At 37.9% G+C, this 26,852-nt stretch carries 25 protein-coding genes; 17 read left to right on the plus strand and 8 right to left on the minus strand.

All coding sequences use genetic code 11. The annotated features are described in order from the left end of the window. The first annotated feature begins 168 nt into the window (after nucleotides 1-168). Both H5159_RS14505 and H5159_RS14510 read left to right on the plus strand, forming a co-directional pair. A complete protein-coding gene (locus H5159_RS14505; protein WP_084324632.1) occupies nucleotides 169-1,035 on the plus strand; it encodes a hypothetical protein in 867 nt (288 codons plus the stop codon). Then, the gene (locus tag H5159_RS14510; protein ID WP_024594579.1) at nucleotides 1,028-1,972 is read left to right on the plus strand and encodes a hypothetical protein; all 945 of its coding nucleotides are present in this window, start codon (nucleotides 1,028-1,030) and stop codon (nucleotides 1,970-1,972) included. The genes H5159_RS14505 and H5159_RS14510 overlap by 8 nt, the downstream gene beginning before the upstream one ends. Nucleotides 1,973-2,001: 29 nt before the next feature. Here H5159_RS14510 and ushA read toward each other — a convergent pair whose 3' ends face one another. Beyond that, nucleotides 2,002-3,633, minus strand: a complete 1,632-nt coding sequence (ushA, locus tag H5159_RS14515; RefSeq protein WP_182780494.1) for a bifunctional UDP-sugar hydrolase/5'-nucleotidase UshA — start codon at nucleotides 3,631-3,633, stop codon at nucleotides 2,002-2,004. 87 nt (nucleotides 3,634-3,720) lie between these two features. Beyond that, entirely contained in the window at nucleotides 3,721-3,906 is a 186-nt protein-coding gene (locus H5159_RS14520; RefSeq protein WP_024594581.1) for a hypothetical protein, read from the minus strand. Nucleotides 3,907-4,156: 250 nt separating this feature from the next. Here H5159_RS14520 and H5159_RS14525 point away from each other — a divergent pair, with 250 nt between their 5' ends. Beyond that, entirely contained in the window at nucleotides 4,157-4,906 is a 750-nt protein-coding gene (locus H5159_RS14525; protein WP_182780495.1) for a peptidylprolyl isomerase, read from the plus strand. Nucleotides 4,907-4,975: 69 nt separating this feature from the next. Here H5159_RS14525 and H5159_RS14530 read toward each other — a convergent pair whose 3' ends face one another. After that, nucleotides 4,976-5,392 carry an MAPEG family protein gene (locus tag H5159_RS14530; protein ID WP_182780496.1) on the minus strand — a complete coding sequence of 139 codons (417 nt, stop codon included), beginning with the start codon at nucleotides 5,390-5,392 and terminating at the stop codon, nucleotides 4,976-4,978. 236 nt (nucleotides 5,393-5,628) lie between these two features. On the opposite strand from H5159_RS14530, the gene H5159_RS14535 reads away from it, so the two are divergent. Next, nucleotides 5,629-8,511, plus strand: coding sequence for an insulinase family protein (locus tag H5159_RS14535; protein WP_182780497.1), 2,883 nt, complete (start codon nucleotides 5,629-5,631; stop codon nucleotides 8,509-8,511). A 247-nt stretch (nucleotides 8,512-8,758) separates the two neighbouring features. Here the strand turns inward: H5159_RS14535 and H5159_RS14540 are convergent, their stop codons facing one another. Further along, nucleotides 8,759-10,141, minus strand: a complete 1,383-nt coding sequence (locus H5159_RS14540; protein ID WP_024604188.1) for a Na+/H+ antiporter NhaC family protein — start codon at nucleotides 10,139-10,141, stop codon at nucleotides 8,759-8,761. Between the two features lie 752 nt (nucleotides 10,142-10,893). Between H5159_RS14540 and H5159_RS14545 the strand changes: the two genes are divergently transcribed. Continuing rightward, entirely contained in the window at nucleotides 10,894-11,235 is a 342-nt protein-coding gene (locus tag H5159_RS14545; RefSeq protein ID WP_310742396.1) for a GNAT family N-acetyltransferase, read from the plus strand. Here the strand turns inward: H5159_RS14545 and H5159_RS14550 are convergent. The 3 genes from H5159_RS14550 to H5159_RS14560 are packed head-to-tail and all read right to left on the minus strand — an operon-like array spanning nucleotide 11,232 to nucleotide 14,658. Beyond that, nucleotides 11,232-11,840 carry a PqiC family protein gene (locus tag H5159_RS14550; protein ID WP_039488488.1) on the minus strand — a complete coding sequence of 203 codons (609 nt, stop codon included), beginning with the start codon at nucleotides 11,838-11,840 and terminating at the stop codon, nucleotides 11,232-11,234. The two genes, H5159_RS14545 and H5159_RS14550, sit on opposite strands and share 4 nt — an antisense overlap. Then, nucleotides 11,840-13,495 (minus strand): intermembrane transport protein PqiB, encoded by a 1,656-nt coding sequence (pqiB, locus tag H5159_RS14555; RefSeq protein ID WP_002959056.1) that lies wholly within the window; start codon nucleotides 13,493-13,495, stop codon nucleotides 11,840-11,842. The genes H5159_RS14550 and pqiB overlap by 1 nt, the downstream gene beginning before the upstream one ends. Beyond that, entirely contained in the window at nucleotides 13,492-14,658 is a 1,167-nt protein-coding gene (locus H5159_RS14560) for a paraquat-inducible protein A (protein WP_024595565.1), read from the minus strand. The genes pqiB and H5159_RS14560 overlap by 4 nt, the downstream gene beginning before the upstream one ends. A gap of 164 nt (nucleotides 14,659-14,822) precedes the next feature. On the opposite strand from H5159_RS14560, the gene H5159_RS21080 reads away from it, so the two are divergent. Together H5159_RS21080 and H5159_RS21085 are read left to right on the plus strand one after the other, a co-directional pair. Beyond that, nucleotides 14,823-15,296 carry a hypothetical protein gene (locus H5159_RS21080; RefSeq protein WP_259399116.1) on the plus strand — a complete coding sequence of 158 codons (474 nt, stop codon included), beginning with the start codon at nucleotides 14,823-14,825 and terminating at the stop codon, nucleotides 15,294-15,296. Nucleotides 15,297-15,353: 57 nt separating this feature from the next. Then, nucleotides 15,354-15,569, plus strand: coding sequence for a hypothetical protein (locus tag H5159_RS21085; RefSeq protein WP_259399117.1), 216 nt, complete (start codon nucleotides 15,354-15,356; stop codon nucleotides 15,567-15,569). On the opposite strand, the gene H5159_RS14570 is transcribed toward H5159_RS21085, so the two are convergent. After that, nucleotides 15,558-16,373: a thioesterase family protein gene (locus H5159_RS14570; RefSeq protein WP_182737518.1), complete on the minus strand. Its 816-nt coding sequence runs from the start codon at nucleotides 16,371-16,373 to the stop codon at nucleotides 15,558-15,560. The genes H5159_RS21085 and H5159_RS14570 overlap by 12 nt on opposite strands. 241 nt (nucleotides 16,374-16,614) lie before the next feature. On the opposite strand from H5159_RS14570, the gene dnaK reads away from it, so the two are divergent. The 10 genes from dnaK (at nucleotide 16,615) to H5159_RS14620 (ending at nucleotide 26,846) form a co-directional block, all read left to right on the plus strand. Beyond that, entirely contained in the window at nucleotides 16,615-18,531 is a 1,917-nt protein-coding gene (gene dnaK / locus H5159_RS14575) for a molecular chaperone DnaK (RefSeq protein WP_002959064.1), read from the plus strand. Nucleotides 18,532-18,733: 202 nt separating this feature from the next. Further along, a complete protein-coding gene (gene dnaJ, locus H5159_RS14580) occupies nucleotides 18,734-19,873 on the plus strand; it encodes a molecular chaperone DnaJ (protein ID WP_002959065.1) in 1,140 nt (379 codons plus the stop codon). A 102-nt stretch (nucleotides 19,874-19,975) separates the two neighbouring features. Continuing rightward, nucleotides 19,976-20,437 carry a Cys-tRNA(Pro) deacylase gene (gene ybaK / locus H5159_RS14585; RefSeq protein ID WP_182716874.1) on the plus strand — a complete coding sequence of 154 codons (462 nt, stop codon included), beginning with the start codon at nucleotides 19,976-19,978 and terminating at the stop codon, nucleotides 20,435-20,437. 150 nt (nucleotides 20,438-20,587) lie between these two features. After that, nucleotides 20,588-20,992 carry a DUF1761 domain-containing protein gene (locus tag H5159_RS14590; RefSeq protein ID WP_002959069.1) on the plus strand — a complete coding sequence of 135 codons (405 nt, stop codon included), beginning with the start codon at nucleotides 20,588-20,590 and terminating at the stop codon, nucleotides 20,990-20,992. Nucleotides 20,993-21,084: 92 nt separating this feature from the next. Further along, nucleotides 21,085-21,453 carry a response regulator gene (locus H5159_RS14595; RefSeq protein WP_024595560.1) on the plus strand — a complete coding sequence of 123 codons (369 nt, stop codon included), beginning with the start codon at nucleotides 21,085-21,087 and terminating at the stop codon, nucleotides 21,451-21,453. Nucleotides 21,454-21,758: 305 nt separating this feature from the next. After that, entirely contained in the window at nucleotides 21,759-22,010 is a 252-nt protein-coding gene (locus H5159_RS14600) for a hypothetical protein (RefSeq protein WP_024595559.1), read from the plus strand. Between the two features lie 161 nt (nucleotides 22,011-22,171). After that, a complete protein-coding gene (locus H5159_RS14605; RefSeq protein ID WP_024595558.1) occupies nucleotides 22,172-22,435 on the plus strand; it encodes a CBU_0592 family membrane protein in 264 nt (87 codons plus the stop codon). Between the two features lie 190 nt (nucleotides 22,436-22,625). Continuing rightward, nucleotides 22,626-24,356 (plus strand): ATP-binding protein, encoded by a 1,731-nt coding sequence (locus H5159_RS14610; RefSeq protein ID WP_039488491.1) that lies wholly within the window; start codon nucleotides 22,626-22,628, stop codon nucleotides 24,354-24,356. Continuing rightward, nucleotides 24,349-25,713, plus strand: a complete 1,365-nt coding sequence (locus H5159_RS14615) for a sigma-54 dependent transcriptional regulator (RefSeq protein ID WP_002959078.1) — start codon at nucleotides 24,349-24,351, stop codon at nucleotides 25,711-25,713. Before H5159_RS14610 ends, H5159_RS14615 begins: the two co-directional genes overlap by 8 nt. A 176-nt stretch (nucleotides 25,714-25,889) precedes the next feature. Further along, nucleotides 25,890-26,846, plus strand: a complete 957-nt coding sequence (locus H5159_RS14620) for a porin (protein ID WP_182780498.1) — start codon at nucleotides 25,890-25,892, stop codon at nucleotides 26,844-26,846. The last annotated feature ends 6 nt before the right edge of the window (nucleotides 26,847-26,852 follow it).

Genomic DNA, 26,852 nt, shown 5'->3' on the forward strand with positions numbered 1-26,852 from the left:
ACTTATTAAAATTCATAATTTCTTATTCAATTACCTTTAAAATCAGTCTCTTATATTTAATAGGTAAAATTACTTGTTGTAATAGGTAAGCGAAATTGTTCAAATACACTATATCGTCTATTTTTGGGTGGCATTGCTTTGAATTATAAAAATATTGTGTTGCACAAAATGTTAATTGTTACATTTTTGTTTCTATTATTGGTCGTTACGTGGGTTTGCGGTCAAGTTAGTGTATACAATGATGATTTACATTTTCCGGTTATGATCGAAACCTCAACAGAGTGTCAAACAACTGCTACAAGTAATAAAGACCAATTAATTGTTTTTACACAATCAAAAAAAATAGCCAAGTTATTAACACAAAAGTTATGCTCTGATAACGTAGTAGCTAAGCAATATGGCTCGGTAAAAGGGTATTGGGGATATAGAACGGCAGATAGCTTTGAGTTTGTTGGTAAAGGAATTGCTGACCTAATTTTGGCTAAAAGCAATATTATGGCTGCATTTAAAGCGGAGTCGACCTATAACTACCAACCCGTAGTTGGTTTTTCTGACTACACGGCTTTTTTTATATCTTCTAAAGAAAAACCTCGAATTACTAAACAATATTTTTTAGATAAACGCATAGGTTTGCTTGATTATCCTACCAGCCGATCAGGGCATATTTTACCAAAGCAAATGTTTAAAGAACTGGATATAAATTTAGCTAATTTGAAAATCACTTATGCTAGTTCTCATAACGAATTACGCGATTTACTCGCCGACGGAAAAGTAGATATTATTGCTTCGTTTTGGAAAGAGAGTGACGAAAAACGTTTTTCAAAAAACTATATTACGCCTTTGAGTAATAATATTACTGGAACAAGATGGTATTTAAAAATGCAGCAAAATAATACTGATTTATTATGTGCAGTACAGGCAAATTTGCTTGATATGTCTAAAGATCAAAGTTTGCATTATTATCAAAATGCACAATCGTTTTGGAGTTGCGGTACTAGCTCAGTAAACTTAAAAGAGGAAGTTAGTGATGAGTAAATATAAACAACTACTTGTTTTACTATGCTTATTTTTAACTTTATCTTCTGTGTTTTATATTTCTGTAATTCAAAAAAGCCAGCAAGTAACTAAACAAAAAATAACGCAGATAGAAAGGCAAATAGCACTCGACTTACCATTACTTGATTTATCAAATGAGCTGCTAAAGCATTCGGGGAATAAAGATGCGGTTAATAGCTACATTAAAACCTTAAATAGCTACATTAATTCGAACGATCTTAAAGTTGTTGCTATTGCACCAAAAGGCGAAATGCTAGCACCTGTAAACTTACACCAAATAACACGTAGTTTGAGCACTAATAACGGACCTGTATTAGTTGTATTTAACGTTCAGCAAACCCACTTTACATTAAGCCATTTTATTTACTATTTTATATTTTTAGTATTAAGTGTGTTGATTAGTTTTTGGGTAAAATTTGCGTTTATTAAACAAAGTAATAAGCAGTTTAATAATGCGCAGCATCAGTCAATTACAGAGCCTACGCCGCTGATGCTTATAGTTGACCTTAACGATAAAACACTATCAAGTAGTTGTAGTGCAGAGCAAAAAGTGGGTTTAGCCAATAAGCCATTATGCTTTTATTTAGCACTTGTAGAGTATTGTACAAATAACGATGATGTAGCGCTTAGTCATAATAAAGATGTACCAGAGGAGCTTCTAGAGCTCGCTAACAAGTATTTTTATAGGTTGGTAGAGCTTGGTCATACGGTTAGAAAAAGGCCTAATTTTAATAATAGCCTAGAAAAAACCTTGAGTGAGATACGTGCGGCATTAGATGAAGTACTTAGCGAGTGTCCTGAAGAAAAAGAGTTATATTACCCACCTAAAGCCTATGGAGAAGGCTCTCGTTCTCGTTTGCATAGTTATGGGCTGGCAAATATTAAAAAAGGTAATATTGAAATAAGAGGAAAGTAACTAGATTACTTTCCTCTTATTCTTAGAGGTTATTTAGGGGTAAATTCAGCCGCTTTGAGAGGGCTATTTTTTGAAATAAAGTCTTGAAGTGCTTTAGCATCTGTTTCGTCTGTACTTACAAAGCCTTTTTTATTTGTAAGTGCAGGATAACCATCACCGCCTGATGCGTTATAGCTATTTAGACTCATTCTGTATGTTTTATTTTTATTAAGCGGTTCGCCATTGATCAAAACATTAACCAACTGATTATTTTTACGCTCAAACGATATTTTATGGTATTGCAAATAAGCACCAGCATCCGGTGGGAAGCTCGTTACTGTATTTAAGTAATCCCATAAATCACTGCCTTGCCAATCCATATAAGTAATGCGGTTTTTAAAAGGATGTACTTTTAAAATATCTTTATAGCTTACTTTACCAGCCTCTATTGAGCTGCGAATACCACCGCCACTTATTAATCCAAAGTCTGCATTTACTACATCCATTTGAGCTTGAATAATTACACGTGCAAGGTTTGTTTGTTGGTAACGAACTTTGTTTCTGTCACCTTCTAAGCGAGCATCTACTTCACCAATGGTACCTTCAATTTGTTTAGCGCCTTTAGCTTGGTATACCGCTAAATAAGATTCAAGTTTAGAGTCTGGTTTAATGTACTCGTTTGCTAATACTGCTTTAGTAGAGCCATCAGCTTGAACTTTATCTACATACAAATTAACAGGCATGAGTTTGTAGTCTAGTAACGTTAATTTTCCGTTTTCAAGCTTAAACTCAGCTTTACCAACATACTTACCCCATTCATGGGCTTGCATAATGTAAGTACCGTTTTGCTGGTCTGGCTTACAGGCAAGGCCAGGTTTAAAGTTATCGTCATTTACATTTGTATCACTCATACACACAGGTTCTTGTGAGTGACCGCCAATGATCATATCAAGTGTGTTTGCAGGAAGTGAGCGAGCAAGTGTTACGTCACCTGGTGCATTAATGCCAAAGCTAGCATCAACATAATGACCCATATGAGTCAGCGCAATGGTAATGTCAGGGTTGTACTTAGCTTTTATTTCTTTAGCTAGTTCTGCAGTAACGTCAACAGGGTCTTTAAACTCTAAGTGGCCAATATACTGAGGATTACCAATTTTAGCTGTGTCTGTTGTTGTTAATCCAATAACAGCAATAGTTAAGCCATTTTTTTTGAATATTTTATAGCTATCAAACGCATGTTCGCCTGATTCTTTTTCAAATATATTGGCTGATAGAAAAGGAAAGTTCACCCATTTTTGCTGTTGTTTCAAAACATCAATAGGATTATCGAATTCGTGATTGCCTAATGCCATTGCATCATAACCAATCAGCGACATACCTTTAAAGTCAGGTTCTGCTTTTTGTAAATCTGACTCAGGAATACCGGTATTAATGTCACCACCAGAGAGAAGTAAAACGGCATGACCTTGCTTTTGGGCGTCATTACGTAAAGAGTCAATTAACGTTTTGCGAGCGGCCATACCGTATTCGCCTTTTTCGTTTTGCCAAAAACGGCCGTGATTATCATTAGTATGAAGAACAGTTAAATATTCAGTAGGAGTACTGTTAGAGGTTGATTCAGGAGCAGGAGATGTACATCCAAGTACACTAAAAATAATCGAAAATAAAATAATTATACGCATAAAATACCTATGGATTAAGGTCTACTTAATTTATCAAGCGGGTAGTTTAAACTAGTTTTATGCTAAAAAAACGTACTTATTGACATTTTATTTAGAAGGTACAGTTAATCGATTTGTGGCGGCACTTTCGCGACGCTTTAACTCTGCATCCGCATATTCCCGCTTAGTATGGTTTATACCTACCATCCACGTTAAAAAGCTCGCCGGTAGTTTTGTGTATGGTTCACCTTTGTGTAAACCAAAGTCGCAAATTGTTTGTTTAGTGTGTGGCATTGTTAGATCCTGTTGTTTGTGTTTTTTTAAGGTAACAAATAAGTGACCACACTTTTAAGATGATTTAATTTTAAATAGTCAGATTTATATAGCAAAAAAGAATATAAATAATGGCATATGTAATTAATTTGTTATCAACACGGTCTTAATTGTATCAACTCACACTTTAGAATCGATTTTAGTCGCCGATGGCATTAATGTGTTAACGCATTAACTAATTATTTAAAAAATATAACAACAGGAATAAAACATGAAAAAACTTTTACTTGGCTCAGCACTTGCTGCAGCAAGTTTTACAAGCACCGCTACTATAGTTGAAATGAACACGAGCCAAGGTGTCATAGAGATTAACCTATTTGATCAACAAACCCCCAAAACAGTCGCAAATTTTTTAAGTTACGTTCAAGACGATTCATATAACGAAACAGTAATTCACCGCTCTGTTAGTAACTTTGTTATTCAAGGTGGTGGATTTACATTTTCTGATTCGCTAGATGCGATTACTACAAAACCTGCTGTAGAAAATGAGCCCGTTTTTTCTAATGTTAAGGGCACCATTGCAATGGCTAAATTATCGGGTGATGCTAATAGCGCAACAAGTCAGTGGTTTTTTAATATGGCTAATAATAGCGCAGGAAGTGCAGCGCTAGATACGCAAAATGGCGGTTTTACAGTGTTTGGACAAATTACTGCCGCGAGCCAATCAACCTTAGATAAAATTGCTGCTTTAGTGCATTGTGGTGATACACCGGTGGTTGGTATTACCACTGAGCAATGCTCAAGCAGTGATGTAGCAATTAGTAGTGCTAATTTGGTAACTATTCAAAGTGTAACTGTTATGGATGATGATCCTAATTCAGCCGTAGGCCTTACTGTAACTGAAAACACGTTAATTGACTCAGGTGCACCAATAGGTTCAGATAGTAGTTCTGGCGGTGGGCTAGGGTGGCTTTTAGGCGCTTTTTTACTTGTGTTTCCTCGTTTAAAACGTGCTAAATAATTAAATCTTATGTAATAGTAATGTGGCAGACGTAAATTACCTTTCACATTACTCTTTAAACTTTGCTATTTAAAGTAATACTCGCCAAACCATAGCAAGCCAAATTGAAAATACACAAATACAACCTAGCAAAAATACTTTAAAACGTGCGCGTACGTTATTTTCACCTAAATGAATAACACTGTGCACAATGCGTGTTGCTACAAATAAACAGGCCAGTATAGCCATAAGTGTACTGGCGCTATTTAGTTGTAGTGCAAGTAAACATCCCGCGTAAAAAAGTACAGGTATTTCAAACTGATTCGAAAAGTTTCTATCTGCCACCCTAATAGTGTCGCCAGCCTTATCTAACTGCATTGTTTTAAAATCACTTAAATCTAGTTGTTTATTTTTAGCTGCGGCAAAGCGCCTTTTACCCATAATGAGCATGACAACCAGTGAAAGCGTAACTTGTGCAAACATGGCAAGTATGATGATTTTTTCCATTGTTTTTCCTTATTATTTAGAATTTGCGTATTTTTTGATATTGAATGATTTTTAGTCTCGCAAGGTTGGCAGACTCCCAACTAATATCCAATTATGAAGACATTTTTCACAATGTGTTACACAAAATAGCGTTATTTTGTAGAAAGTTATTAATTGAAAATGTTAGTTTAGCTTAACTATATTGCTTTGAATTGGCGCACGCTATTTTGCGCAATACTTTTTAATGGAAAACAAAAATGAAAAAGATTATTGGTTTTAGTGCCATCGCACTTGCAGTTTTAAGTGGTTGTTCAAATACGGCTTCGGTTTCAGTGGCGCCTCTGGCCTCTTTACTATCAGATACGTTAGTTGTAAGCCCTAACGATAACCGCGAATATAAAACACTTAAGCTGGCAAACGACATTGAAGTAATTTTAGTGTCAGATCCAGGTGCTGAAAAATCAGCAGCGGCACTAAGCGTTGGTGTTGGTTTACTGCACGACCCGATGTCGCAGCAAGGTATGGCACATTATTTAGAGCACATGCTGTTTTTAGGCACAGATCGCTACCCAGACACAAAAGGGTATTCTGATTTTATGACCAAAAATGGTGGCGCGCACAATGCTTACACGTGGCTCGATATTACTAATTACATGTTTAAAATTAATAACGACGCGTTTGATGAAGGGCTAGACCGTTTTGCTGACTTTTTCAAAGCGCCTAAGTTATACCCAGAATACACAGATAAAGAAAAAAATGCAGTAAACGCAGAGTGGTCAATGCGCCGCGAAATGGACTTTTTTGGACAATTTAAACTCGCGCGTAAAATGATGGGCGATCACCCGGCTAATCGCTTTTTAATTGGTAACCTAGAAACCCTTGGCGATAAAGAAAACAGTTCACTTCATAAAGAAACGGTTGATTTTTATAATAAATACTACTCTTCAAATATTATGAAAGTTGCGCTTATTTCTAATTTACCTATTGCTGAAATGGAGCAAAAAGCGCAAAAATACTTTGCTGACATAAAAAATAAAAATATCGAAAAACCAACAGTGACTGCAAAACTTGATTTTGATAACGCTGGCGGAAAACGCGTGTTTTATGCACCAAATGAAGATGTAAAACAGCTGCAACTTGATTTCACCATTGCTAATAATAATAGCGAATTTGCACTTAAACCAAACCGATTTGTAGCGTATTTACTAAGTAATGAAATGCCGGGCAGCCCAGCGCAACTTCTTCGTGATAAAGGATGGGTGTCTCAGCTTTCAGCTTCAGCTGCACCAAATCAATATGGCAACTATGGTTCGTTAAATGTAAATGTAGAGCTTACAGATGAAGGCATGAAAAATCGTGATGAAATAGTTGCGACTATTATGCAGTACATCGATTTAATTAAAAAAGAAGGCGTTGATAGCAAGTACTTCAACGAAATTCGTACTTCCCTTAATAACCAGTTTAAGTTTTTAGAAAAAGGTGATGAGTTTAATTATGTAAGCTCGCTTACGCAAAGCATGCAAGACTATCCGTTAAATCACGCTATTAATGCACCTTATTATTATGCAAAGTTTGACGCTGACGCTGTAAACAATGTACTTGAGCAGTTAAATGCCGACACCCTTCGTATTTGGTATGTATCGCAGCAAGAAGAGACAGACTCACAACTACACTTTTACGACGGTAAATACCGCATCAATGACATTAGCGATGATGAAATTGCCAGCTGGAAAAAACCAAGCGAATTTAAGTTAGCACTACCAACAGTAAACAATTTATTGCCTGAAAACTTTGCAATAAAAACGCAAGCATTTAAAGAGCAAAAACACCCAGAACTTGCTTACGATAAAAATGGTGTAAAAGTATGGCGCCAAGCAAGTCAAAAATTTGCAGAGCAGCCAAAAGGGCTTGTCGAAGTTTATATAAATACTCAACCCGGTTTGAACGATATTAAAGCAGAAGTACTTTATTCTGTTTGGGCTGATTTATACAATATTCAACAAAGTCAGTTAAGTACCGAAGCAGCAATCGCCGGTATGAGCGTAAGCTTAGCACCGAGTAATGGTCTTGTTTTATCTATGAGTGGTTTTACAGATAAGCAAGATGTATTGCTTAAACAAGCTTTAACCGGATTAAAAGCCGATGAAACAGCACAAGCATTTAGCCAAGCGGTAGATCGCTTTAAGCGTAATTTACTAAACCAACAAAAGCAGTTTCCGTATGCACAAGCATTTGGCGAGTATTCAAAACTAACCCGTACAGGCGGCTTTGATACAGATGCGCTTATAAAAGCCGCTGACTCACTGAGTGTTGCCGACTTAGCACAATTAAAAACAGCTACGTTTGCACAAAACGATTTACGCGTATTTAGTTACGGTAACTACGATCAGCAAGATATTGACGCGATTGCACAAGAGTTAAGTGCAACATTACCAAGTAATCATAAGCGCAGTGAATTTGCACGAAGCAAAGCGTGGTTGCCACAACCGGGCGAAACACTGGTACTGCAAAAAGATATCGATGTAGCCGATGTAGCTGTGGTTGATATGACCGTTCATCCTGTTGCGGGTTACAAACAAAAAGCAGAAGCAGCTGTATTACAAAGCCACTTTAGAACAGTTGCGTTTGATAAAATGCGTACTGAGGAGCAACTTGCATACGCAGTAGGTGCATTAGCTCGCCCAATCGAGGATTACTCAGCAATTGGTATGTATATTCAAACACCAGTTAAAGGACCAAAAGAAATACAAGCTCGTTTTGATAAGTTTAAAAAAGAATACGCAGTTGAACTTGATAACATGAGCGAAGAGACTTTTGAGCAGCTGAAAAACTCTACCCTTGTATCACTTAAAGAGCAGCCTAAAAACTTAAGTGACGAAATGAGCCCACTTATAAACGATTGGTACCGTGAAAACTTTACCTTTGATTCTAAGCAAAAGCTGATTGATGAAGTTGAAAAAGTAACGCTTGCAGATATAAAAGACTACTACAAGCAAACAATGCTTAACCCTAATGCTGCACGTTTAAATGTGCAATTACGCGGGACTAAGTTTATAGAAAGTGACTTTGCCGATTTACCAAATCAAACTAAAATCACAACGCTTGATGCCTATTACAATGGTATTAAACTACAAAAATAAGCTTTATTTATGTAGCTAAAATAAACCCCAATGTATCACTACATTGGGGTTTATTATTTATCTCACTATATTTACTAATAATACCAATTCGTTTAATTAAGTGATCTATTTTGAGGATGGAAAAACGTGTTGATAGCTAGGCAAAAAATTCGCTATTTAGTTGTTCTAAATGAAAATTTTTTAACACAGGTAGCGACTCGTTTAGCCCCGCAAAATGATTAAGTATTATTGCGGATTGGTATAGTATTTAAGCCATTATCAAAAAGCCTATAACAGCTAATGCCGCAGCAATTAGCGTGTAAGGCAATTGTGTAACGGCATGGCTCATTAAATTACAACCAGAGCCTTGCGCTGCGAGCACCGTTGAATCTGAGTAAAAACACGCTTGGCTACCAAAAGAGGAAGCCGATAATAGCGCCCCAATGACCAGTGGTATGTTTGCATCAACCGCATTTGCCAGTGGCATAACAATGGGAATTGATACAGCAAAAATACCCCAGCTAGACCCAGTTGCAAACGCTAAAATAGCCATTGAAATAAATACCACGGCTGGTAAGTATGCCGCGGTCATATAAGGGCTTAAGCTGCCAATAACAAACTGAGGCAAACCAATTAAGTCGCATACATCTTTAAATATAAACGCAGCTATAACAGTACCAATCGCGGGGATCATACTTTTAAAGCCATCAAGCATGCGCTCAATCATTTCACTTACGCTCATTAATTTTTGTAGTGCATAAAATGGGAGAGTGACTGCCATTGTTGCTAATAAGCCTTTGTATACGTCAATTTCAAAGTAAACAGTAAATGCAACCAGTAAAATAATCGGCACCAAAAAGTTACGTAATTTACCTTTAGGATCAGCATCTTCAAAGTTCTCTTCTACGGCTTTTACCGCATATTCATCCGCTGTTTGAACGTCATTGTATTGAGCAGGGTCGACTTGAGCTTGCTCAATTTGTGCCATTTGCTCTGCTTTTTTCATTGGACCAATCGCAGGAATAATACCCAGCACAACAAGTAAAACAACAAGCACTGCAAACCACGCATAAAACATGTACGGTATGGCTTGGATATAAACTGCAATCCCTTTGCCTTCTTCTGCAATACCGTTATCTACAAGTAAGCCACCAAAAAAAACCGCCCAGGTAGATAAAGGGACAAGTACACAAATTGGTGCAGCAGTAGAGTCTACAACATAGGCAAGCATCTCACGGCTCACTTTAAATTTATCGGTAATGCGTTTCATGGTTTCACCCACGGTAAGCGCATTTAAGTAGTCATCAATAAAAATAACTACACCCAAACAAAAGGTCATAAACAAAGATGAGCGTTTACCTTTAGTGTATTTAAGGGCTAACTTGCCAAAAGCCGATGCGCCACCTGTGCGCACTAATAGCGCGATTAAAGCACCGAAGCCACCACATACAAGTATTAGCCAGCCGATGGTTTCGTCTGTCATCACTTTTAGCGATGTACTCGCAAAGTTAGTAAGTACCTGTGCAGGATCGGCGATAACTAAACCAACTAAAGCACCAATAAGTAAAGATAAAATAGGGCGGCGTAATACAACAGCCAATACAACTACCACCAAAGGTGGCAGTAAACTTAACGCAGAAGGTTCAAGCATTTAAGTATTCACAAAATTAAAAGCATGTATAAAAATTACAATAGTATTAATTTTTAAACTGCTTATACAAAAACAAAGAAGATGATAAGTTTGTTGTAAAATCATCTTCCAAGTCACTGCTTTTGTACGCGAGGGAGAGACACATAAACAGTTATGTTAAATAGCGGCTTAAGTGAAACGCGTTGGCTTTGGCGCCAGACGGTGCAAGGAGTGCAAACCGCTATTGTTGTGCCTGTAAAAACATCGGCGCAAAAATAATCTGCTTTTTAATTTCAGTCAACAAAAAGTTACATGCAAAACAAAGTTTTTTAGAGGAGCTTACATTGAACGCTGTATTTAAAACAAATCGATTGTTGTTGCGCCATGCAAATGAGCTTGATGCAGCTATTTTACTTAAGCTAGTTAATCAGGCGAGTTTCATATAGCATATTGGTGATAAAGCAATCTATACCCTTGATGATGCCAAGTCGTACATTATAGGGCCTGTTTATCTTTCGAGGTTAAATTTGCAGCAGTATGTTTGGTATTTAGGCAAGGCAGAGCCTATGTAGTGTGGTTATTCCCCATAAATAGGCGATAACACAGCATAAATGCCAAACATGCGCTGCCCGAAGGGTTCTACCTAGGGGCAATTAACTCTTTGTTGCTCGGTTTTTACTTAGCCCACTAGGTTATAAACCTCACGCCGCGATTAAATCGCCCCTAGATTGAACAAATTTTAATCCTGAAAGGTCAACAGGCCCTAGTCATTTATTGCTTCTCATGTACGCCAAGGCTTTGGGCCTTACATTATTACTTTGCATAATGCTGTAGTGGTTGGCGTTGTTGGGTTTTATAAACGCGCCGCGTTACTGCAACCTGATTTAGGTTTTGCACTTGTAAGCGGTTTTGAAAAAAAGGGTTATGTTTTTGAAGCGGCCAGCGCGCTTATGCAACATAAGCATGAATTTGGAATTACAAAACTGTGTGCAATAACATCACCAGATAATAGGGCATCGCAGAATGTGTTGTTAAAATTGGGCTTTAAAATAAAGGGCAAGGCGGTTATCAATGATGATAAAACCGCCGTGATTATATTGTCACTTAACGATTAAAGTCTTGCTTGTTCTATTTGTTTTGCAACATTTAGGTTTATATTTAGCCATGTTGCTTCAAGTGTCGAAACCAGGCCGTCATAGCCATCATCATCAATAGGCACTAGGTTTGAAAAATTATGAATACTTATAAGACGTCGGCCTGTTTCAGGGTGTGTGTAATATAAACGCCAAAGCCCAGAAATATCAGCGTTACCTTGCATATCGCCATTAAAGTGGTGAATTTCGTATTCAAGCTCATAAAACGTTTGTTGATCAAGTTCAGTAATGACCGGTAAGCCTTTTATTACCATCCAGTTGGGCATAGCATTAAAAAGTGTTTGCTGGGCTGTTGCAGTAAGCATTACATCCGGCGATTCGCCCCACAGGTTGTAATTTGCAGCATGAATTTGGTTGCTATCTATTTTCATCGCAATGCCCAAATTATTTAAAGCGCCTCTAAGTACAACAGTTTGTATTCTTAGTTGCGCATCTGTATCTGCAACGTTTCGAGACGATGCACCTATAGGCTGCTCAAACTGGTAATACTGTGTCGCAGTTTGTATTGATGAACTACAACCTGCCAATAGTAATAATAAACTTGCAGTTAAAAATAACGATTTCATTATTGCTTCCTTGGTTTTGGATCTGCTGGTAATGATTTATCAAAAATTAGCATATTAGGTTGCTCGTTTAATCCGCGAGTTAGAGGCTGTAGGCCCTCACTTAAACGTTTAAACTCTTTTAATGTTTGCTGTATTTGATGATGAAGTTCAGAACCGGCTTGGTAACTGGCCATAGTTTTATCAAATTGGCGCATAGTGACTTCAAACTGCTCCATGCTTTTTGTCATCTTTTCGAAATTACGGTTAAAGTCGCCAGGTAAGTTTTGTGTATCTTTTTGGCTTAGCAGCTCTCGCATTTCATTAGCAAGCGCTCGGTAATCGGTAAATGTAGCTTGCATTTGTGCCAAGCTATCTTCAACTTTTAAGTTATTTACCTTATTAAGTACGTCAGAAACTTGATCTGCTAATACAGTTATACCGCTTGAAATACTCGGAAAAACATCATACTGCACAAGTTTACCTAGGTGCGCTTCTGGCGCGTCGGGGTATATATCAAAATCTACATACACAGCACCCGTTAATAAATTACCAGGCTTTAACGAGGCGCGCATCCCACTTTCAATCCAGCCCTTTAAACTGCCTTGCCAATACTCTTTTGCTGAAGCACTGTCATGATACAAGCGTCCGTATTCTACTTTTATAAGCACTGGAACCGCCGTATTATGGTTTCTAAAGTGGGCAGGTTTACCGTCAATAATTACATTGGCAGGGGTTTCAACAACAGTACCTACACGCATACCTCTGTATTCGACAGGTGCACCTGTGCGTAGTCCTCGAACTGACTGTTCAAATTCAATTAGGTAGTAATCAAAATCATAAAAGCGCTCTTCTAACGCCTCTTTATAGCTTTGGCTTAATGAAAAGCTATGCCCATCTTGTGCTATTTCACCCGGGGCCTGTTGTTCAGGTAAACCAACCGAAATACCGCCTTTTAATAGTTTACTCAAAGAGCCCGTATTAATATTGATACCATCGGCAGATAGGTCAATTTCAATTCCTGCGTTCACCCAAAATATTGAGTTCATGGTGATCAGATTTTGATAAGGGGCTTTAATAAATACGCCATACTTCATTGCTTGGTTTTCCCAATCAAAAGTGGCGGTTTCTATTTGCCCTATTTTATAATTTTTGAAGAATATACCGGTGCTTACATCAAGTACTTCAGCGTTGTAACTCATTAATTTAAAACGACCACCTTTCACATCTTTACCAATGAGGGCGGGTTCATCTTGTAACTTAAAACGCTCTTTTAGCTCTTTACTTTCACCGGGTGAAAACTCTAAATATACACCAGACAATAACGTACTCATCCCGCTAATACCTGTTTCATCAATGCGTGGTTTTACGACCCAAATTTTGGCATCGTCAGTCAGTAGCTCGTTGTAATTTTTATCTATTTGCGCGCGAGCAATTACGCTGTCTTGCGTGTCGGATAGCCGAACATGATCAATTTGACCTATTTTTACACTGCGCACTTTTATTTCAGTCTTACCTGCAATAATACCTTCTGCTTGTGGCATTTCGATAAAAATAGTAGGGCCTTTATTAGCTTGGTATTGGTATAACATCCACATGCCCACTAACAGCGCAATTGCCGGAATGATCCAGATAGCGGAAATTTTCGGTTCTTTTGTTATTTCGGCGGTTTCGGTCATGCTTTGTTCTCTGATTTTTTGTTTTTAGGGGAATCCCACAATAAGCGTGGGTCAAAGGCATGGGCAGCCATCATTTGGCATATTACCATAACTGTAAAAAATACAATGCCTAATCCTGGCGTTACTGACATTAAATTACCCAGTTGAACTAAGGCCACTAAAATAGCAACCACGAATACATCTATCATCGACCATTTACCAATAAACTCAGTCAGTTGATAAATTCGGGTGTAACTTTTTGTATGTTTATTGGCAGGCCTTGTAACCATAAAGCATAAAAAGCTCAATACAAAAGCTTTAGCAAGTGGCACCACAACGCTGGCTAAAAATATAATAGCGGCAATAGGGTAGGAGCCACTTTTCCAAAGAGTAATAACACCACCAATTAAAGTCGAAGGGGATTCATCCCCAAGGCTAGTGGTGTGCATAATAGGTAAAACATTTGCTGGAATATAACAAACAACAGAAGTAATTAGCCAAGCTGCTGCTTTTTGTACGCTATAAGGATTTCTAACGTGTGTTTTTGTATGGCAACGCTGGCAAATATTACCGGTACATAGTTGATGGCACACATGGCAGGCTTTAATATTTTCATCTATTGCACGTTTAGCATGCTCTGCGCCTTCGAGTACTTTTACAGGCTTTATTTGAGCCCATAAGCGTGGGCGATTTAAGTGAACAAGTGCAGCTATGTATAAAATAACAAACCCCACATAAGCCCAAAAACTCGTGCCGAAGCTAATATCAGCCAGCGACATGATTTTAACCATACTAACAAGTACGCCAATTAAAAATATTTCCGACATAATCCAAGGCTCTAACGCCAAAGTGAACTTTAGTAGTCGCCTTGCAATGCTCTCTGGTAATGCTTTTAAAAGCCCAAGATGCAAAGGAATTAAAATAACAAGCAAACCCATGGGCAGGGCAATAATGCTCAAATCAATAAATAAGCCAAGTAGCTCACTATCATAATTAAACAAAATTCGAGCCGCGTCGGGCAGTGTAATAGTTTGAGTTATACCGCTACTACTAAATGAAATAAAAGGGTAAAACATACTGCTGAGCAACATTAATAGTGCGCTAAAGCTTAGTGCAACTATGCGACTGTCGTGATTAACATCGGCTTCGCAAAGTTTATGGTGACAATGTGGGCATATCGCCATTTGTTTTGCGATTATGCGAGGTATATCTATGATCAGATCGCAGCAGGGGCAGACAGTTTGCAATTTAATACCAAGCAAGAAGAATATTTCTTCAATTTTGCTATATTTAATACATTAATACAACGCGTTCTGCCATCAAGCTGCACGTTATATAAAGGAAGCGTGTGAAATATTATTTGTACTGCATACTAATGTGGCTCTTTATTTGTTCGCAAAATGCTGTGGCTATTAATAAAGAGCGAGAAGTAATTATCGCCGCGAGCGCATCAATTCCGCCCTATGTTTTTGAAAAAACAGACTCGGGTATACACCTAGGTTTAATCAAAGCCGCGTTAAAGGCTAATGGATTTGCCAATATTAATGTGCAATATATGTCGAATAAACGCGCTGAGCATCAATTGCATAATAAAGGAGTAGATATACTTTTAAATTATGCAGGAGGAAGTAGTCCATGTATTTACCCAAGTAAACCGGTACTTAGTTATGAAAATGTAGCCATCACACTCAAGCGAAATAAATATAATATTGATGAAATAGAAGGCATGTTTAATAAAAACGTCCTTGCTTTTCAAAATGCAACTGCATATCTGCCTTCTATATTTAAAAGTAATGTTAAACACTTTAGCTCATATCAATAGGTTATTAATCAAAAGACGCAGGTAGATAAGCTGTTAAAAGGTTGGGTGGATGTAATTGTGTTAGATAAGCGTATTTTTTACTATTACTACAATCAACATAAATCACCCGAAGCTGTGCAAATTTACACTTTATTTCCAAAAGCAGAGCGACCTGCTTATTTTAATAACCTCTCTTTAGCTACTGAGTTTGATATAGGTTTGGCGCTCATCAAGCAAAACGGTACTTATAAAAGAATTGTTGATGAAGGCCAAACCCATTCATCAATCAAATAACGCCACTGTTTGACGTGTAAGCGCTATTAGCTCACCGGATTGTGACCATATACAGCCATCTTCTAAACCATAGCCATCTTTTGAATGATGAGTGATTGCTTCAAAGCCAAGCCATTCGCCAGGTGATAAGTTTGGCTCTTGTACAAACTCTAAATACCATGACATGCTACTAGCTGGAGCGGGTTGTTTAAACATTTGTAATAACGTAGGTGGCCATGCATCTGTTAATGCAATTACATGCGCTTCAGTTATTTGTTCGGGCGTATGTTTAAAGCGCATCCATCCCCCTAAGTGAGACGTTTCTGCGCTGCTAAATGGCATGGCACCTTGTTGAGGGCATAAATCAACATGTTGAAAAAATTCAGGCATCTGGCCTTTAATAAAAGGTAGAGTATGGCGCTCGTCTACCGGTTTTAACCCTAAAGACTTTGAAACAGGCACATTTACACCCGACTCTCTACTTTTAGCAAAACACGCTTGTACAATTACACACACTTGTTCATTTTGAATGGCTTTGGCGAGTACCTGTGTGCTGCTTTTACCTTGTCGTAATATTTCTACCGATAACGAAAAAGGAGTATCAGCTAGTAATGGCCCTACAAAATTTGTACTGAGTGAGAGTAGGCGACGATCACTGGATACTTTTCCTCTGATAGCTTGATACAACAGTGCGGCTGAGAGCCCACCAAAAGCAGTTCTGCCTTGGCACCAGTTTTCTGGAAATTGCATTGTGCTAGTTAATTGTTCGGTATTATCTGAACTTCCAATTTTTGCAGCTTGGAGAAGTAATTGTTCAAAATGCATGAAGATGTCCTTTTATAGTGCGATTTAATAAATTTATAACACAACCAAACTAGTCAGACCAGTAATTAAAAACATCTCTGGCGGTGCAAAAATCACCATTCCTTACAATTATTAGGGTTATTTTGTAAATAAATCACAAAAAATGGATTTTTTTTCATTTTTACAGTTGAAATAAGTTTGGCGCATCCCTATTTACTATGTCATCGAACGTATTAACGAATATTGAAGTTGGAGAAGTTTCATGGGTAAAATTATCGGAATCGATTTAGGTACTACAAACTCTTGTGTTGCAGTACTTGATGGTGGCAAAGCACGTGTTATTGAAAACGCGGAAGGCGATCGCACAACCCCGTCTATTATTGCTTACACGCAAGACGGCGAAACATTAGTAGGTCAATCTGCTAAGCGTCAAGCGGTTACTAACCCGACAAACACATTATTTGCAATCAAGCGTTTAATTGGTCGTCGTTTTGAAGACGAAGAAGTACAACGCGATATCGGCATCATGCCGTTTAAAATCATCAAAGCTGATAACGGCGATGCATGGGTAGAAGCGGGTGGCGAAAAACGCGCTGCACCACAAATTTCTGCTGAAGTACTGAAAAAAATGAAGAAAACGGCAGAGGACTTCTTAGGTGAAGAAGTAACTGAAGCTGTAATCACAGTACCTGCATACTTTAACGATTCACAACGTCAAGCAACGAAAGATGCTGGCCGTATTGCGGGTCTTGAAGTTAAACGTATTATCAATGAGCCAACTGCTGCGGCACTTGCTTACGGTATGGATAAAAACCGTGGCGAAAACATCGTTGCAGTATATGACTTAGGTGGCGGTACTTTCGATTTATCAATCATTGAAATTGATGAAGTTGAAGGCGAGCACACTTTTGAAGTACTTGCTACAAACGGTGATACTCACTTAGGTGGTGAAGATTTCGATAACCGTGTAATCAACTACTTAGTAGCTGAATTCAAGAAAGATCAAGGTTTAGACTTAAAAACTGATCCTCTTGCAATGCAACGTGTTAAAGAAGCTGCTGAAAAAGCAAAAATTGAACTGTCATCTGCACAATCAACTGAAGTAAATCTTCCGTATGTAACTGCTGATGCATCTGGTCCTAAGCACATGAACGTGAAACTAACACGTGCTAAGCTTGAATCACTAGTTGAAGATTTAGTAACTAAATCTCTAGAGCCACTTAAACGTGCACTTGCTGATGCTGATTTATCAGTAAGCGACATCAACGATATTATTCTTGTTGGTGGCCAAACACGTATGCCTTTAGTACAAAAAACAGTTGCTGATTTCTTCGGTAAAGAACCACGTAAAGACGTAAACCCTGATGAAGCAGTTGCAGTAGGCGCAGCGATTCAAGGTGGTGTACTTGCTGGTGACGTCAAAGATGTACTATTACTAGACGTTTCTCCATTATCTCTTGGTATTGAGACAATGGGCTCAGTAATGACAGCATTAATTGAGAAAAACACGACGATTCCTACTAAGAAATCGCAAACATTCTCAACAGCTGAAGATAACCAATCTGCTGTAACAATTCACGTGTTACAAGGTGAGCGTAAACGTTCAAGCGACAATAAATCTCTAGGTCAATTTAACCTAGAAGGTATTCGCCCAGCACAACGTGGTACACCGCAAATCGAAGTAACATTCGATGTTGATGCCGATGGTATCTTACATGTATCTGCAAAAGATAAAGATACAGGTAAAGAGCAAAAAATCACAATTCAAGCATCTTCAGGCCTAAGCGATGAAGAAGTTGAAAAAATGGTTCGTGATGCAGAAGCACATGCTGAAGACGATAAAAAGTTTGAAGAACTTGTAGCTGCTCGTAACCAAGCTGATGCTCTAGTACACGGTACTCGTAAGCAAATTGAAGAAGCTGGCGATGCATTACCAAGCGAAGACAAAGAAGCGATTGAAGCGGCTGTTGTAGATTTAGAAGCTGCTATTAAGAGCGACAACAAAGAAGAGATTGAAGCTAAAACTCAAGCTCTTGCTGAAAAGTCTCAAAAACTAATGGAAATTGCACAAGCGAAAGCACAGCAAGGTTCAGCAGATGCAGGCGAGCAACAGCAATCAGCTAAGCAAGACGACGACGTTGTTGATGCAGAGTTCGAAGAAGTGAAAGACGACAAGTAATTGTTGCTAACGCTTCTCGCTAGCCAAAAACACTTAACTCAATCGAGTGTTTAGGTTAGGATGAACAATTGAGGCGCGCGAGCAATAGCTTGTCGCGCCTTTTGCATGTATTTAAGGTTTGAAAATTCAATGATAAATCGATGCGATTTATCGGTTTATCCAGCAGCTCACGCTGCAAACAGAAAAGAGTAGTGTGATAGATATGTCAAAACGCGATTATTACGAAGCCCTCGGCGTAAGCAAAGATGCGAGTGAGCGAGACATAAAAAAAGCGTATAAACGCTTAGCGATGAAATATCATCCAGATCGTACCGCAGGCGATAAAGAGCTTGAAACTAAATTTAAAGAAGTTAAAGAAGCTTACGAGATTTTAACCGATCCTCAAAAACGCCAAATGTATGACCAACATGGTCACGCGGCATTTGAGCAAGGCGGTGGCGGTGGTCATGGCGGCTTTGGTGGCGGTCATGGCGATTTTGGTGATGTATTTGGTGACGTATTTGGCGATATTTTTGGTGGCGGCGGTGGTCGACGTCAATCTCGTCAACAACGTGGTTCTGACTTACGTTACAATATGGACTTGAGCTTAGAAGAAGCGGTTCGTGGTAAAGAAGTTGAAATCAAAGTACCAACATGGGTGGGTTGTGAGCCATGTGATGGCAGTGGTGCTAAAGCAGGTTCTAAGCCTAAAACATGTACTACGTGTCATGGTGCTGGCCAAGTACAAATGCGCCAAGGTTTCTTTGCTGTTCAGCAAACGTGTCCAACGTGTCAGGGACAAGGTCAGATTATTTCAGACCCTTGTAACAAATGTCATGGTCAAGGCCGCGTAGAAAAAACTAAAACGCTTTCAGTTAAAATTCCAGCTGGCGTTGATACTGGAGACCGTATCCGCTTAACTGGTGAAGGTGAAGCCGGAATGCACGGCGCGCCATCTGGCGACTTGTACGTGCAAGTATCTGTTCGCGAACATGAAATATTTGTGCGTGAAGCAAATAATTTATACTGTGAAGTACCAATTAGCTTTACAACAGCAGGTCTTGGTGGCGAAATTCAGGTGCCAACACTTGATGGTCGTGCAAAACTTAAAATACCTTCTGAAACGCAAACGGGCAAAATGTTCCGTATGCGTGGCAAAGGCGTTAAGTCTGTTCGAAGTGGTGCCCAAGGCGATCTAATTTGTAAGGTAGTAATCGAAACGCCAGTTAATTTAAACGAGCGTCAACGTGAACTACTGCAAGAGTTAGATGAAAGTATGGGTACAGATAGCTCGAAAAATCGTCCTAAAGAGCAAGGCTTTTTTGACGGTGTTAAAAAGTTTTTTGATGATTTGACCAAGTAAATTTAAATTATTATTAATAATGAAACGGCGCTTTTTAGCGTCGTTTTTTTTGCTTTAAATTTTATTTTTGTTACTGTTAAAAAAAAAACACGATTCAATAGTATGACCCCAGCAATCGAATTACTTAAAAAACAAAAAATCCCCTTTGAAGTACTCAGTTACGATCACGATGCAGGTAATAGTCAATATGGGCTTGAAGCTGTTGAAAAGTTAAATTTAGATAGCGCCCAAGTATATAAAACTCTCGTTCTTGAAACGCATGAAAGGCAGCTAATTGTTGCTGTTACTCCTGTGTCGCAACAAGTTAACTTAAAACAGTTGGCAAAATTATGTGGTGCCAAAAAAGTAGCAATGGCTGCCCCGCAAAAAGTTCAAGCTAGCACTGGTTATATTTTAGGTGGAGTAAGTCCACTTGGGCAAAAAAAACGCTTAGCTACGTTTATTCATAGTAGTGCTTCACTTTTTGATACTATTTATGTGAGCGCTGGAAAGCGAGGTTTAGAAATCGCACTCTCCCCAACTAATTTAGCGGCGTTAACTAGCGCTAAATTTGGCGATTTATAGCCTTTATTTTTAAAATTACTCTCCATAAAGGCAATTAACTCAAGTTAAGCAATTTGCTCAATACCTTATTTGTAACTACATTGAGAGTATCTTTATACCGTTAATATTTAATACCAAACGGTATTACACATTTTGTATACGGCTGTTTGTATGAACCTTTTAGATGTAGATTATTTTGCAATACTGGTGGCTGCACTGTCTTCTTTTATGCTTGGCGGCATATGGTACTCAAAAGCACTCTTTAAAAACGCTTGGCTAGAAAGTATTGGCTTAACTGACCTTGATTTACAATCAGCCAATCCTAAGTTGATATTTGGCGGCAGCTTCTTTTTAGTATTTATAGCGGCTTTAATGTTGTCTCTATTTTTAGGTAAAGACGCAAGCTTAGTTGAGTGTATAGGAACAGGCTTTGTAATCGGCTTTTTTTGGATCAGTAGTTCACTAGGATTAAGTTATATATTTGAGCAACGCCCTTTAAAGCTATTTTTAATTAATGGGAGTTACTGTATTTTACAGTTTTCGTTAATGGGGCTTATTTTAGGTATTTGGCCGTAAGGGTTGAGTAGCCGTTAATGCCCGGTTTGATTCTTACCTGAGAGTAGAGTAGGTTTATATAATCGTATTTACATGATTTGGTAGCGGTATTAATGAAAATATTAGTAGTTGATGATATGCCACTCATGCGTCATGTTTTAATTAATATGCTAAGAAAGTTGGAGTATTGCAATATCGTTGAAGCTACAGATGGATTACAAGCTTTGGCTTTATTACGTGACCAACATTTCGATTTGGTTATTACAGATCTTCATATGCCAAAAATGGATGGTGTTGATTTACTCACAAACATTCGAAAAGACAGAGCCCTTGCTGATATTCCTGTGTTGATGGTTACCTGTGAGGATAGTACAGATAAAGTTAAGCAAGTTATTGCGGCTAAAGTATCGGGGTTTATAATCAAACCTTTTAATATGAATGTATTATCATCTCAATTAAACCGCTTCTTTTTCAAAGATTAGGTTATATTTTTCATCATCATTAAATTATTATGAGCTCACTTTAATAACCATACCGCGTAAAAATTCTAAAACCCAGTGGTCACCTTTACCCACCTAATACCAATGAGCAATAATACTTAATCATTTTGCGAGGCTAAATGTATCGCTCCCTGTGTTAAAAAATTCTCATTTAGAACAGTTAAATAGCGAATTTTCGCCTAGCTATCAACACGTTTTTCTACCCTCAAAATAGATCACTTAATTAAACGAATTGGTATAAACTGGTATAATAAAGAATAATTTTTTATACAGTACAGCAGGACTTAATGGCAAAACCTAATAAAAAAGGCCCCACTAAAACGGTCGATATTTTTTGCTCTGCTTGTAAAGCTTCCTTATTTAAATATCGAAAAGGAGGCAAAGGAGCATTAGTTAAGTGTTTTAAAGAGCGTATTAGTCAAGACTTTACACAAGAGCCCTGTATTTGCCCTAACTGTAGTCGGCCTTTTGCCCGAGAAGCGATTATTCGTGGTGCGCCTGCCTATAAAATAATTGGTGGCAAAGTAACTTTTAAATAATTCAGATACAGTAAAATTTATTCATACGGACATATGGCCTTGTTAGAATTTACCATATTGATAGAATCGCTCGGTTTGCTGTTTCAATGAATGAAAAAATACCCTCCCCATGGATCGGGCCAGTTTATTGGGTTATTTAAAAATGGATAAAGGATAGTTTCGTGATAGCACTCTTATTTGACATCATAGGTATGACAGGTACTTTTTTAGTAGTTGGTTCATTTTTCTTACTGCAGCTAGGAAAGACGTCTCCATCTAGCCTAACGTATAATATGATGAATTTAACAGGGGCGATTTTGTTGTTAATTAGCCTTTGCTATAACTTTAATTTAGCGAGCTTTGTGATAGAAATATTTTGGATAGCTGCTTCATTAATTGGTTTATACAAATACCTAAAAAACAGATCAGCTTTAGCTACAAATTAATAACGTATTAATTTTGTTCTAAACCTTAAACACTGCAAGCACAACTGTTTGCGGTGTTTTTTGTTTTTAGGACTAAATTTAATTAACAAGTATAATTAAATTCATTTGTTAACAAAAAGTTTATATCCCTGCCTCATATAAGTCGTTACACTAGCGACCTTAAATTTTTAGGCTATTTCTCGGGTAGGCCATGTTTACGTTTTCTAAAAAAATAATTACAGTATGTATATTATTAGTATTAATTTTGGTTGTTACATTTTGGGTAGGCCGCGCTCACGATATTGAAAAAGCAACAGCTCAAGCGCAGCGTCAGGTTACTCAATTAAATAATTACATTGATACTGAACTCGCTCGTTTTTCGGCTATTCCCCAGCTACTTACTTATAATCAGTTAATGATTGAATTTGCAAACGGCGACCAAGCCCATTACAACGCTATAAATAACTACTTAGCTGATATACAACAAGCCAGTGGTGCATCAGATATATTTGTACTTAATGCCCAAGGCGCAGTAACGGCAAGTAGTAACTGGCAAGCCGATTACACATTTTTAGGCAGTAACTTTGCCTTTAGACCTTACTTTAAACGTGCATTTGCAGGTGAAAAAGTGGCCTACTTTGCACTAGGTATGCGTTCAAAAGAGCGTGGTATTTATTTTTCGCAGGCTGTTTATCACGACAACAAAGCGGTTGGTGTTGTTGTATTAAAAGTGAATGTAAGCAAATTTGAAAACGACAGAGAGCTTTTAAATACATCTAAAGGTAGCCATTTTTATTTAGAGCTTAGTGATAATGTAATTGCGATGTCTGATATGCAAACATGGCGTTTAAATAGCTTCAGTGAGTTTGATATAACAAAGCGACGTAATATAAAGTTACGCCGTGCTTATTTAGATCATCAACCTGTATATATTAAGCAATTTCAATATAAGAGCCAGGGTATTTCGCATTTCAAAATTAATAAAAACCTTTATGTGAGTGCGACAAAACCATTGCGTTACTTTAGTGCACATATGAACGTACTTGTTGATATTACAAAAGTAAATTCAGCTCAATTAATACGCTTGTTTTGGGCATTTAGTATTTATGCTTTAGTTATGATTGTTGGTTATAGTTTACTTGCTCGTTTTGCGGGTTATAAAAAGCTCGTTTACTCTAGGCATAGTCTTGAGCAAAAAGTGATTGAGCGCACACAAGAGCTTGAGAAAACGCAAGTTGCATTAGTTCAATCAGCAAAACTTGCAACAATTGGGCAGTTAAGCGCAGGTATTAATCACGAAATAAACCAGCCCCTTAGCGCTATGAATACTTACCTAGCAAGCGCCAAACGTTTACTCGCTAAGCAAAATTACACCGCACTTGGCGAAAGCATAACTGTGATTGAGGGGCTTGTAGGTCGCGTACACAAAATAGTAGGGCAGCTAAAACATTTTAGCAAACCATCACAAACTCAATTAAGGCCTTATCCGTTAGCTGGTTTATTAAATAACGCCTTGATGATTGCCAGCTCACAACTAAAACAAGATAACGTACACGTAGAGCAGCCTAATTTAGATAGTGGGTTAATAGTGTGGGTTGATTCACTTAAATTTGAGCAAGTGTTGGTTAACTTAATAACTAACGCGAGCCAAGCTATGAATGGCGCAATAATACGTAAATTAAGTTTTAATGTTGAGTGCTTTGATAACCGAGTAAAACTCTCAATTTTAGATACAGGGCCTGGAATAGAGCAACATGCTTTTGGTAATATTTTCGAACCTTTTTATAGTACTAAAGAAAGTAACGGCTTAGGCCTTGGACTATCTATTTCAAAACAAATCATTGACTCGTTTAATGGCTCTTTAAGTGCGCACAATCGACTGCAAGGCGGGGCTGAGTTTATAATCAGTCTATCAAGCACGCAGGATAAAACAGATGATTGAAAACTCACCGTGTAAGCACATCATTGTAGTTGATGATGAAGCGATGATCAGAGATTCATTAAAGCAATTACTTACTCTCGAAGGCTATACAGTTGAGTGCTTTAATGATGCAAGTACGGCTCTAACAAAGCTTAATCGACGTTTTATGGGCGTTGTACTGAGTGACATAAATATGCCTGCAATGGATGGGCTTACTTTGCTTGAGCAAGTCACGGCATTTGATAGTGAACTGCCGGTTATATTTTTAACAGGGTACGCCGATGTAACTATTGCTGTTAAAGCTATGCAATTAGGCGCGTATGACTTATTTGAAAAACCAGTAAACGAAACATTGCTTGATTGCATAGCAAGAGCATGCGACAAGCGTAGCTTAGTGATTCAAAATCGTGCACTAAAACTTGCTGTACAAAAAACCTCAGCGCCGGGTGTACGAATACTGGGTGATACTCCTAAAATGCAAGATATGATGCATTTACTCAATACGGTTATTGATACCCCAGCTGATGTAATGATTGAAGGTGAAACTGGCACGGGTAAAGAGCTTGTAGCGCGTTACTTACACGATCAAAGTATTCGCTCAGCAAGTAACTTTGTGGCTATAAATTGCGGCGCGGTGCCTGAGCAGTTGATAGAAAGTGAGTTATTTGGTGCTGCAAGCGGTGCCTATACCGGAGCAACTCACACTCGTAAGGGAAAGTTTGAATTCGCACAAGGTGGTACTGTTTTTTTAGATGAAATAGAAAGTACCCCAATGTCGTTGCAGGTTAAATTATTACGCGTATTAGAGGAGCGAAAAGTAACTCCAGTAGGTGATAATAAAGCAATTGAATTAGATATAAGAATTGTTGCAGCCACTAAAGTAGATTTGCTTTTATTAGTTGAAAAAGGTGAATTTAGAGCAGATTTATATTATCGACTAAGTTTGGTAAAAGTAGATATACCACCACTTAGAGCTCGCAAAGCAGATATAGTATTACTGTTTAAGCATTTTAGCTCTATTGCAGCAACACGCTATCACAAGCCGCCAGCACCTCTTAATAGCGAAATACAACAGCGACTCTTAGCGTACGACTGGCCTGGTAATGTAAGGGAGCTTAGAAACCAAGCTGAGCGCGCGGTTTTATTAGGAGTAGAACTTGCTTTTAGTGTTAGTAAAACGCAGGCTAAAGGTGAGCTTTCTCCCGATTTAAGCTTATCTGAAAAAGTTGCTTTTTATGAGCAGTCGTTAATAGAAGAAGCCCTAGAGCGTAACCATGGCAGTATTAAAAATACGATGGATACACTGCAAATCGCTCGTAAAACCCTTTACGATAAAATGAGTAAATACAATTTAAACCGTGATATGTTTATTGACTAAATTGTGTGGTTTATGTGACAACTTCGTTTTTATGGTGTGTGGGAAACCGCACATTTATTCTCTTTTTTATACGCAATACTCATTAACCATCTGAAATATAAAAGTATTTTACCATTGGCAGTAAAGTTGCCTTATTAGGTCTGACAACAAGTAGATTCTAATAATTAGGACACATAATGATAAAGTTTACACACTCTACTATTTTACTCACCTCAATAAGTAGCTTTGCTTTTTACTCGTACACGGCTTGCGCTACTGAATATGATGTTTATGGTAAAGCCGAAGTGCAAATTGCTAGTACAGATACGGGTATTATGCGTTACGCAGAAAAAGGCACGCAGATTGAAGCGCCATTTTCGCGTATAGGCATTCAAGGGCAACACAAATTAAATGAATATTTAAACGTTGTTTTTAAATACGAAGTGCAAGTAAAAGGCTTTGAGCAAGATGACACCGAAGAGCCATTTAGTGCAAGGAATACTTATCTTGGTTTAAAAGGTCAATTTGGTGAGCTTGTAGTGGGAAGAAATGATACTCGCTTTAAATACTCTGAGGGCAAAGTTGATAACTTTAATGAAACCCAAGGTGACATAGCTCAAGTTATTGCAGGACAAGATAGACTTGGTGATACGCTAACATACACTTCTAAGTATTGGCATAATACGCAATTTTCGTTTACTTACGCTCCAAAAGATGACAACAAAGATAACGAAGCTGGATTTGCAGCAACCTTTATTTATGGTGATCGTAGCTTAAAAAACACCTCATATTACTTATCATTAAGCCATGTTGATTCTCTTAATAATATTAATGCGAGCCGAATAGCAGCAGCCTATAAATTTGAACAATTACAGCTTGGTGCGCTATATCAGCATTCTGAATCAACAGATGGTATAAAATCAGGTAACGGTTATGTGTTAAGTGCAAGCTATACGCTTGATAAATGGGTACCTAAATTACAGTTTGCTAAAGATGATTCTTTACTTCGTCAAACTTCTGAGGCAACGCAATGGACTACGGGCCTTGACTATGTATTTGATAAGCAAACAACTGCTTACCTTTTATACACCGACCTTAATTTAGAAGAACAAGACGACAGCAGTGTTGCGCTTGGTCTTAAATACAAATTTTAGAGGCCT

The sequence above is a fragment of the Pseudoalteromonas sp. SG43-1 genome (assembly GCF_014164415.1).
In the GTDB taxonomy this organism is placed as follows: Bacteria; Pseudomonadota; Gammaproteobacteria; order Enterobacterales; family Alteromonadaceae; genus Pseudoalteromonas; species Pseudoalteromonas distincta.

Coding starts and splice junctions, on each gene's coding strand:
- H5159_RS14620 (WP_182780498.1), top strand. CDS start 25,890: ATGATAAAGTTTACACACTCTACTATTTTACTCACCTCAATAAGTAGC.
- H5159_RS14570 (WP_182737518.1), bottom strand. CDS start 16,373: ATGCATTTTGAACAATTACTTCTCCAAGCTGCAAAAATTGGAAGTTCA.
- H5159_RS14540 (WP_024604188.1), bottom strand. CDS start 10,141: ATGCTTGAACCTTCTGCGTTAAGTTTACTGCCACCTTTGGTGGTAGTT.
- H5159_RS14560 (WP_024595565.1), bottom strand. CDS start 14,658: ATGGCGATATGCCCACATTGTCACCATAAACTTTGCGAAGCCGATGTT.
- pqiB (WP_002959056.1), bottom strand. CDS start 13,495: ATGACCGAAACCGCCGAAATAACAAAAGAACCGAAAATTTCCGCTATC.
- H5159_RS14615 (WP_002959078.1), top strand. CDS start 24,349: ATGATTGAAAACTCACCGTGTAAGCACATCATTGTAGTTGATGATGAA.
- dnaK (WP_002959064.1), top strand. CDS start 16,615: ATGGGTAAAATTATCGGAATCGATTTAGGTACTACAAACTCTTGTGTT.
- H5159_RS14530 (WP_182780496.1), bottom strand. CDS start 5,392: ATGGAAAAAATCATCATACTTGCCATGTTTGCACAAGTTACGCTTTCA.
- H5159_RS14520 (WP_024594581.1), bottom strand. CDS start 3,906: ATGCCACACACTAAACAAACAATTTGCGACTTTGGTTTACACAAAGGT.
- H5159_RS14590 (WP_002959069.1), top strand. CDS start 20,588: ATGAACCTTTTAGATGTAGATTATTTTGCAATACTGGTGGCTGCACTG.
- H5159_RS14525 (WP_182780495.1), top strand. CDS start 4,157: ATGAAAAAACTTTTACTTGGCTCAGCACTTGCTGCAGCAAGTTTTACA.
- H5159_RS14535 (WP_182780497.1), top strand. CDS start 5,629: ATGAAAAAGATTATTGGTTTTAGTGCCATCGCACTTGCAGTTTTAAGT.
- dnaJ (WP_002959065.1), top strand. CDS start 18,734: ATGTCAAAACGCGATTATTACGAAGCCCTCGGCGTAAGCAAAGATGCG.
- ybaK (WP_182716874.1), top strand. CDS start 19,976: ATGACCCCAGCAATCGAATTACTTAAAAAACAAAAAATCCCCTTTGAA.
- H5159_RS14610 (WP_039488491.1), top strand. CDS start 22,626: ATGTTTACGTTTTCTAAAAAAATAATTACAGTATGTATATTATTAGTA.
- H5159_RS14550 (WP_039488488.1), bottom strand. CDS start 11,840: ATGAAATCGTTATTTTTAACTGCAAGTTTATTATTACTATTGGCAGGT.
- H5159_RS14510 (WP_024594579.1), top strand. CDS start 1,028: ATGAGTAAATATAAACAACTACTTGTTTTACTATGCTTATTTTTAACT.
- H5159_RS14600 (WP_024595559.1), top strand. CDS start 21,759: ATGGCAAAACCTAATAAAAAAGGCCCCACTAAAACGGTCGATATTTTT.
- ushA (WP_182780494.1), bottom strand. CDS start 3,633: ATGCGTATAATTATTTTATTTTCGATTATTTTTAGTGTACTTGGATGT.
- H5159_RS14595 (WP_024595560.1), top strand. CDS start 21,085: ATGAAAATATTAGTAGTTGATGATATGCCACTCATGCGTCATGTTTTA.
- H5159_RS14505 (WP_084324632.1), top strand. CDS start 169: ATGTTAATTGTTACATTTTTGTTTCTATTATTGGTCGTTACGTGGGTT.